6 protein-coding genes and 2 pseudogenes are annotated in these 6,468 nt (G+C 55.4%); 2 read left to right on the top strand and 6 right to left on the bottom strand.

Going from position 1 to position 6,468, the window contains the following annotated elements; translation table 11 throughout:
* Positions 1 to 63 precede the first annotated feature (63 nt).
* Complete coding sequence (locus AB5Y81_RS20875) at positions 64 to 768, top strand: IS6-like element IS26 family transposase (RefSeq protein WP_001067855.1); 705 nt, start codon at positions 64 to 66, stop codon at positions 766 to 768.
* A gap of 460 nt (positions 769 to 1,228) precedes the next feature.
* Here the strand turns inward: AB5Y81_RS20875 and AB5Y81_RS20870 are convergent, their stop codons facing one another.
* From AB5Y81_RS20870 to AB5Y81_RS20850, 5 genes and pseudogenes are all read right to left on the bottom strand, one after another.
* Entirely contained in the window at positions 1,229 to 1,729 is a 501-nt protein-coding gene (locus tag AB5Y81_RS20870) for a GNAT family N-acetyltransferase (RefSeq protein ID WP_000376623.1), read from the bottom strand.
* Between the two features lie 127 nt (positions 1,730 to 1,856).
* A complete protein-coding gene (gene sul1 / locus AB5Y81_RS20865; protein ID WP_000259031.1) occupies positions 1,857 to 2,696 on the bottom strand; it encodes a sulfonamide-resistant dihydropteroate synthase Sul1 in 840 nt (279 codons plus the stop codon).
* Positions 2,690 to 3,037 (bottom strand): quaternary ammonium compound efflux SMR transporter QacE delta 1, encoded by a 348-nt coding sequence (locus tag AB5Y81_RS20860; RefSeq protein WP_000679427.1) that lies wholly within the window; start codon positions 3,035 to 3,037, stop codon positions 2,690 to 2,692. Before AB5Y81_RS20860 ends, sul1 begins: the two co-directional genes overlap by 7 nt.
* A gap of 116 nt (positions 3,038 to 3,153) precedes the next feature.
* A pseudogene (gene aadA1 / locus AB5Y81_RS20855) lies at positions 3,154 to 3,992 on the bottom strand (ANT(3'')-Ia family aminoglycoside nucleotidyltransferase AadA1).
* Positions 3,993 to 4,049: 57 nt separating this feature from the next.
* Entirely contained in the window at positions 4,050 to 4,682 is a 633-nt protein-coding gene (locus AB5Y81_RS20850; protein WP_002075262.1) for a type B-3 chloramphenicol O-acetyltransferase CatB8, read from the bottom strand.
* A 168-nt stretch (positions 4,683 to 4,850) separates the two neighbouring features.
* Here AB5Y81_RS20850 and intI1 point away from each other — a divergent pair.
* A pseudogene (intI1, locus tag AB5Y81_RS20845) lies at positions 4,851 to 5,648 on the top strand (class 1 integron integrase IntI1); the annotation flags it as partial.
* A gap of 52 nt (positions 5,649 to 5,700) precedes the next feature.
* Here the strand turns inward: intI1 and AB5Y81_RS20840 are convergent.
* Entirely contained in the window at positions 5,701 to 6,405 is a 705-nt protein-coding gene (locus AB5Y81_RS20840) for an IS6-like element IS26 family transposase (protein WP_001067855.1), read from the bottom strand.
* Between the last annotated feature and the right edge of the window lie 63 nt (positions 6,406 to 6,468).

Below are 6,468 nucleotides of genomic sequence, written 5' to 3'. Positions count from 1 at the left end.
GGCACTGTTGCAAATAGTCGGTGGTGATAAACTTATCATCCCCTTTTGCTGATGGAGCTGCACATGAACCCATTCAAAGGCCGGCATTTTCAGCGTGACATCATTCTGTGGGCCGTACGCTGGTACTGCAAATACGGCATCAGTTACCGTGAGCTGCAGGAGATGCTGGCTGAACGCGGAGTGAATGTCGATCACTCCACGATTTACCGCTGGGTTCAGCGTTATGCGCCTGAAATGGAAAAACGGCTGCGCTGGTACTGGCGTAACCCTTCCGATCTTTGCCCGTGGCACATGGATGAAACCTACGTGAAGGTCAATGGCCGCTGGGCGTATCTGTACCGGGCCGTCGACAGCCGGGGCCGCACTGTCGATTTTTATCTCTCCTCCCGTCGTAACAGCAAAGCTGCATACCGGTTTCTGGGTAAAATCCTCAACAACGTGAAGAAGTGGCAGATCCCGCGATTCATCAACACGGATAAAGCGCCCGCCTATGGTCGCGCGCTTGCTCTGCTCAAACGCGAAGGCCGGTGCCCGTCTGACGTTGAACACCGACAGATTAAGTACCGGAACAACGTGATTGAATGCGATCATGGCAAACTGAAACGGATAATCGGCGCCACGCTGGGATTTAAATCCATGAAGACGGCTTACGCCACCATCAAAGGTATTGAGGTGATGCGTGCACTACGCAAAGGCCAGGCCTCAGCATTTTATTATGGTGATCCCCTGGGCGAAATGCGCCTGGTAAGCAGAGTTTTTGAAATGTAAGGCCTTTGAATAAGACAAAAGGCTGCCTCATCGCTAACTTTGCAACAGTGCCTATTGAACTGTCAGGAGCTGGCTGCACAACAGCCATTACGCCCAATCAACTGGTGCAGTCGTCTTCTGAAAATGACATTTGGTATCTCTCATAAACGGATGTTTTTGAGAGAACTATCTTCGGCCTTCACACGCACGAAAGGCGGCGAAGCTCCGCCGTTAATCCGTCCGCCGGAGATCTCGCCCAGGCAGGCTGAAGGCCGAGCAAGCCTGACAGGCCCGAAAAGCCCGAAAAGCCCGGCACGGGCGTCGGCGGCGATGACGGCGGCGGCATTATCCAGGGTTGATGATGGAAGTGGAGGATATCGACAACCTCTCGCGCAACCAAGACATCGCGGTCGGACTGCAAGTGATCTTGAAGCCACGGGCCCGTCCCACCCCGACATGGACCTCGATGCCCGAACGGACGTTAGATTTCGAGTTCTAGGCGTTCTGCGATGAAGGTTGGATCCCAGCCGGGATTGAAAGTGTCGACGTGGGTGAATCCGAGCCGCTCGTATAGGCCACGCAGGTTCGGGTGGCAGTCGAGCCGCAGCTTGGCGCACCCCTGCGTTCGCGCGGCATGGCGGCAAGCCTCGATCAGCGCGGAGCTGACACCCCGGCCCGCATGTGTCCGTCGCACCGCGAGCTTGTGCAGATATGCGGCCTCCCCCTTGAGGGCGTCGGGCCAGAACTCGGGATCCTCGGCCGACAAGGTGCAACAGCCGACGATGCCGTCGCTGCAACTCGCGACTAGGAGCTCGGATCTCAGGACGAAGGTCTCCGCGAATGTCCGGTCGATCCGCGCGACGTCCCAGGCGGGCGTTCCCTTGGCGGACATCCACGCCGCAGCGTCGTGCATCAGCCGCACAACCTCGTCGATATCACCCGAGCAGGCGACCCGAACGTTCGGAGGCTCCTCGCTGTCCATTCGCTCCCCTGGCGCGGTATGAACCGCCGCCTCATAGTGCAGTTTGATCCTGACGAGCCCAGCATGTCTGCGCCCACCTTCGCGGAACCTGACCAGGGTCCGCTAGCGGGCGGCCGGAAGGTGAATGCTAGGCATGATCTAACCCTCGGTCTCTGGCGTCGCGACTGCGAAATTTCGCGAGGGTTTCCGAGAAGGTGATTGCGCTTCGCAGATCTCCAGGCGCGTGGGTGCGGACGTAGTCAGCGCCATTGCCGATCGCGTGAAGTTCCGCCGCAAGGCTCGCTGGACCCAGATCCTTTACAGGAAGGCCAACGGTGGCGCCCAAGAAGGATTTCCGCGACACCGAGACCAATAGCGGAAGCCCCAACGCCGACTTCAGCTTTTGAAGGTTCGACAGCACGTGCAGCGATGTTTCCGGTGCGGGGCTCAAGAAAAATCCCATCCCCGGATCGAGGATGAGCCGGTCGGCAGCGACCCCGCTCCGTCGCAAGGCGGAAACCCGCGCCTCGAAGAACCGCACAATCTCGTCGAGCGCGTCTTCGGGTCGAAGGTGACCGGTGCGGGTGGCGATGCCATCCCGCTGCGCTGAGTGCATAACCACCAGCCTGCAGTCCGCCTCAGCAATATCGGGATAGAGCGCAGGGTCAGGAAATCCTTGGATATCGTTCAGGTAGCCCACGCCGCGCTTGAGCGCATAGCGCTGGGTTTCCGGTTGGAAGCTGTCGATTGAAACACGGTGCATCTGATCGGACAGGGCGTCTAAGAGCGGCGCAATACGTCTGATCTCATCGGCCGGCGATACAGGCCTCGCGTCCGGATGGCTGGCGGCCGGTCCGACATCCACGACGTCTGATCCGACTCGCAGCATTTCGATCGCCGCGGTGACAGCGCCGGCGGGGTCTAGCCGCCGGCTCTCATCGAAGAAGGAGTCCTCGGTGAGATTCAGAATGCCGAACACCGTCACCATGGCGTCGGCCTCCGCAGCGACTTCCACGATGGGGATCGGGCGAGCAAAAAGGCAGCAATTATGAGCCCCATACCTACAAAGCCCCACGCATCAAGCTTTTGCCCATGAAGCAACCAGGCAATGGCTGTAATTATGACGACGCCGAGTCCCGACCAGACTGCATAAGCAACACCGACAGGGATGGATTTCAGAACCAGAGAAAGAAAATAAAATGCGATGCCATAACCGATTATGACAACGGCGGAAGGGGCAAGCTTAGTAAAGCCCTCGCTAGATTTTAATGCGGATGTTGCGATTACTTCGCCAACTATTGCGATAACAAGAAAAAGCCAGCCTTTCATGATATATCTCCCAATTTGTGTAGGGCTTATTATGCACGCTTAAAAATAATAAAAGCAGACTTGACCTGATAGTTTGGCTGTGAGCAATTATGTGCTTAGTGCATCTAACGCTTGAGTTAAGCCGCGCCGCGAAGCGGCGTCGGCTTGAACGAATTGTTAGACATTATTTGCCGACTACCTTGGTGATCTCGCCTTTCACGTAGTGAACAAATTCTTCCAACTGATCTGCGCGGGAGGCCAAGCGATCTTCTTCTTGTCCAAGATAAGCCTGTCTAGCTTCAAGTATGACGGGCTGATACTGGGCCGGCAGGCGCTCCATTGCCCAGTCGGCAGCGACATCCTTCGGCGCGATTTTGCCGGTTACTGCGCTGTACCAAATGCGGGACAACGTAAGCACTACATTTCGCTCATCGCCAGCCCAGTCGGGCGGCGAGTTCCATAGCGTTAAGGTTTCATTTAGCGCCTCAAATAGATCCTGTTCAGGAACCGGATCAAAGAGTTCCTCCGCCGCTGGACCTACCAAGGCAACGCTATGTTCTCTTGCTTTTGTCAGCAAGATAGCCAGATCAATGTCGATCGTGGCTGGCTCGAAGATACCTGCAAGAATGTCATTGCGCTGCCATTCTCCAAATTGCAGTTCGCGCTTAGCTGGATAACGCCACGGAATGATGTCGTCGTGCACAACAATGGTGACTTCTACAGCGCGGAGAATCTCGCTCTCTCCAGGGGAAGCCGAAGTTTCCAAAAGGTCGTTGATCAAAGCTCGCCGCGTTGTTTCATCAAGCCTTACGGTCACCGTAACCAGCAAATCAATATCACTGTGTGGCTTCAGGCCGCCATCCACTGCGGAGCCGTACAAATGTACGGCCAGCAACGTCGGTTCGAGATGGCGCTCGATGACGCCAACTACCTCTGATAGTTGAGTCGATACTTCGGCGATCACCGCTTCCCTCATGATGTTTAACGCCAGAATTAAGCCGTGCCGCGAAGCGGCGTCGGCTTGAATGAATTGTTAGACGGCAAACTCGCGCCAATACTTATGCAGACCAAAAATATTTGACGAGCACAGCAGAGGCATTGCTGTCTTAATTTTATCTAGTGGCCAGTTCCACCACTCCATCTCCATGAGCAATGAGATTTCCTCATCGGAGAAGCGCTTCTTAATTTGCTTTGCGGGATTTCCCCCGATGATGGCATAAGGCTCTACATCTTTTGTCACCAACGAGCGACTACCTATCACGGCACCGTCTCCAATTTTGATGCCAGGCATAATCATTGCCTCCGAGCCTATCCAGACATCATTGCCAATGACGGTATCACCTGCTCTTTGGAAGGCGTCGAGTGCTCTTGAGAAAGCAGGCTCCTCTTGCATATAGAAGAAGGGGAAGGATGATGCCCAGTCATGCCGATGCCCCTGATTGCCAGCCATGATGAAGGAAGCCCCGCTTCCTATAGAACAAAAGCTGCCAATGATCAATTTATCAACGTCATCACGATCTGGAAGCAAGTATCGCGCGCATTCATCAAATGAGTGCCCGTGATAGTAGCCAGAGTAATAGCTATACCGGCCTACTCTGATATTTGGATTTTTCACTTGCTCAGAAAGAAGTTCCCCTTTGAAAGGGCTGTTAAAGTAGTTTTTCATCAGAGTTCGTGGAACCTTTTCTTGCCGTCTAACTTTGTTTTAGGGCGACTGCCCTGCTGCGTAACATCGTTGCTGCTCCATAACATCAAACATCGACCCACGGCGTAACGCGCTTGCTGCTTGGATGCCCGAGGCATAGACTGTACAAAAAAACAGTCATAACAAGCCATGAAAACCGCCACTGCGCCGTTACCACCGCTGCGTTCGGTCAAGGTTCTGGACCAGTTGCGTGAGCGCATACGCTACTTGCATTACAGTTTACGAACCGAACAGGCTTATGTCCACTGGGTTCGTGCCTTCATCCGTTTCCACGGTGTGCGTCACCCGGCAACCTTGGGCAGCAGCGAAGTCGAGGCATTTCTGTCCTGGCTGGCGAACGAGCGCAAGGTTTCGGTCTCCACGCATCGTCAGGCATTGGCGGCCTTGCTGTTCTTCTACGGCAAGGTGCTGTGCACGGATCTGCCCTGGCTTCAGGAGATCGGAAGACCTCGGCCGTCGCGGCGCTTGCCGGTGGTGCTGACCCCGGATGAAGTGGTTCGCATCCTCGGTTTTCTGGAAGGCGAGCATCGTTTGTTCGCCCAGCTTCTGTATGGAACGGGCATGCGGATCAGTGAGGGTTTGCAACTGCGGGTCAAGGATCTGGATTTCGATCACGGCACGATCATCGTGCGGGAGGGCAAGGGCTCCAAGGATCGGGCCTTGATGTTACCCGAGAGCTTGGCACCCAGCCTGCGCGAGCAGCTGTCGCGTGCACGGGCATGGTGGCTGAAGGACCAGGCCGAGGGCCGCAGCGGCGTTGCGCTTCCCGACGCCCTTGAGCGGAAGTATCCGCGCGCCGGGCATTCCTGGCCGTGGTTCTGGGTTTTTGCGCAGCACACGCATTCGACCGATCCACGGAGCGGTGTCGTGCGTCGCCATCACATGTATGACCAGACCTTTCAGCGCGCCTTCAAACGTGCCGTAGAAGGCACTGTTGCAAAGTTAGCGATGAGGCAGCCTTTTGTCTTATTCAAAGGCCTTACATTTCAAAAACTCTGCTTACCAGGCGCATTTCGCCCAGGGGATCACCATAATAAAATGCTGAGGCCTGGCCTTTGCGTAGTGCACGCATCACCTCAATACCTTTGATGGTGGCGTAAGCCGTCTTCATGGATTTAAATCCCAGCGTGGCGCCGATTATCCGTTTCAGTTTGCCATGATCGCATTCAATCACGTTGTTCCGGTACTTAATCTGTCGGTGTTCAACGTCAGACGGGCACCGGCCTTCGCGTTTGAGCAGAGCAAGCGCGCGACCATAGGCGGGCGCTTTATCCGTGTTGATGAATCGCGGGATCTGCCACTTCTTCACGTTGTTGAGGATTTTACCCAGAAACCGGTATGCAGCTTTGCTGTTACGACGGGAGGAGAGATAAAAATCGACAGTGCGGCCCCGGCTGTCGACGGCCCGGTACAGATACGCCCAGCGGCCATTGACCTTCACGTAGGTTTCATCCATGTGCCACGGGCAAAGATCGGAAGGGTTACGCCAGTACCAGCGCAGCCGTTTTTCCATTTCAGGCGCATAACGCTGAACCCAGCGGTAAATCGTGGAGTGATCGACATTCACTCCGCGTTCAGCCAGCATCTCCTGCAGCTCACGGTAACTGATGCCGTATTTGCAGTACCAGCGTACGGCCCACAGAATGATGTCACGCTGAAAATGCCGGCCTTTGAATGGGTTCATGTGCAGCTCCATCAGCAAAAGGGGATGATAAGTTTATCACCACCGACTATTTGCAACAGTGCC

This window comes from Aeromonas sp. s2, from assembly GCF_040907935.1.
In the GTDB taxonomy this organism is placed as follows: domain Bacteria; phylum Pseudomonadota; class Gammaproteobacteria; order Enterobacterales; family Aeromonadaceae; genus Aeromonas; species Aeromonas dhakensis.
This window is presented reverse-complemented; position numbering and strand designations above follow the sequence as displayed.

Coding starts and splice junctions, on each gene's coding strand:
- AB5Y81_RS20850 (WP_002075262.1), bottom strand. CDS start 4,682: ATGAAAAACTACTTTAACAGCCCTTTCAAAGGGGAACTTCTTTCTGAG.
- AB5Y81_RS20870 (WP_000376623.1), bottom strand. CDS start 1,729: ATGGACAGCGAGGAGCCTCCGAACGTTCGGGTCGCCTGCTCGGGTGAT.
- AB5Y81_RS20840 (WP_001067855.1), bottom strand. CDS start 6,405: ATGAACCCATTCAAAGGCCGGCATTTTCAGCGTGACATCATTCTGTGG.
- sul1 (WP_000259031.1), bottom strand. CDS start 2,696: ATGGTGACGGTGTTCGGCATTCTGAATCTCACCGAGGACTCCTTCTTC.
- AB5Y81_RS20860 (WP_000679427.1), bottom strand. CDS start 3,037: ATGAAAGGCTGGCTTTTTCTTGTTATCGCAATAGTTGGCGAAGTAATC.
- AB5Y81_RS20875 (WP_001067855.1), top strand. CDS start 64: ATGAACCCATTCAAAGGCCGGCATTTTCAGCGTGACATCATTCTGTGG.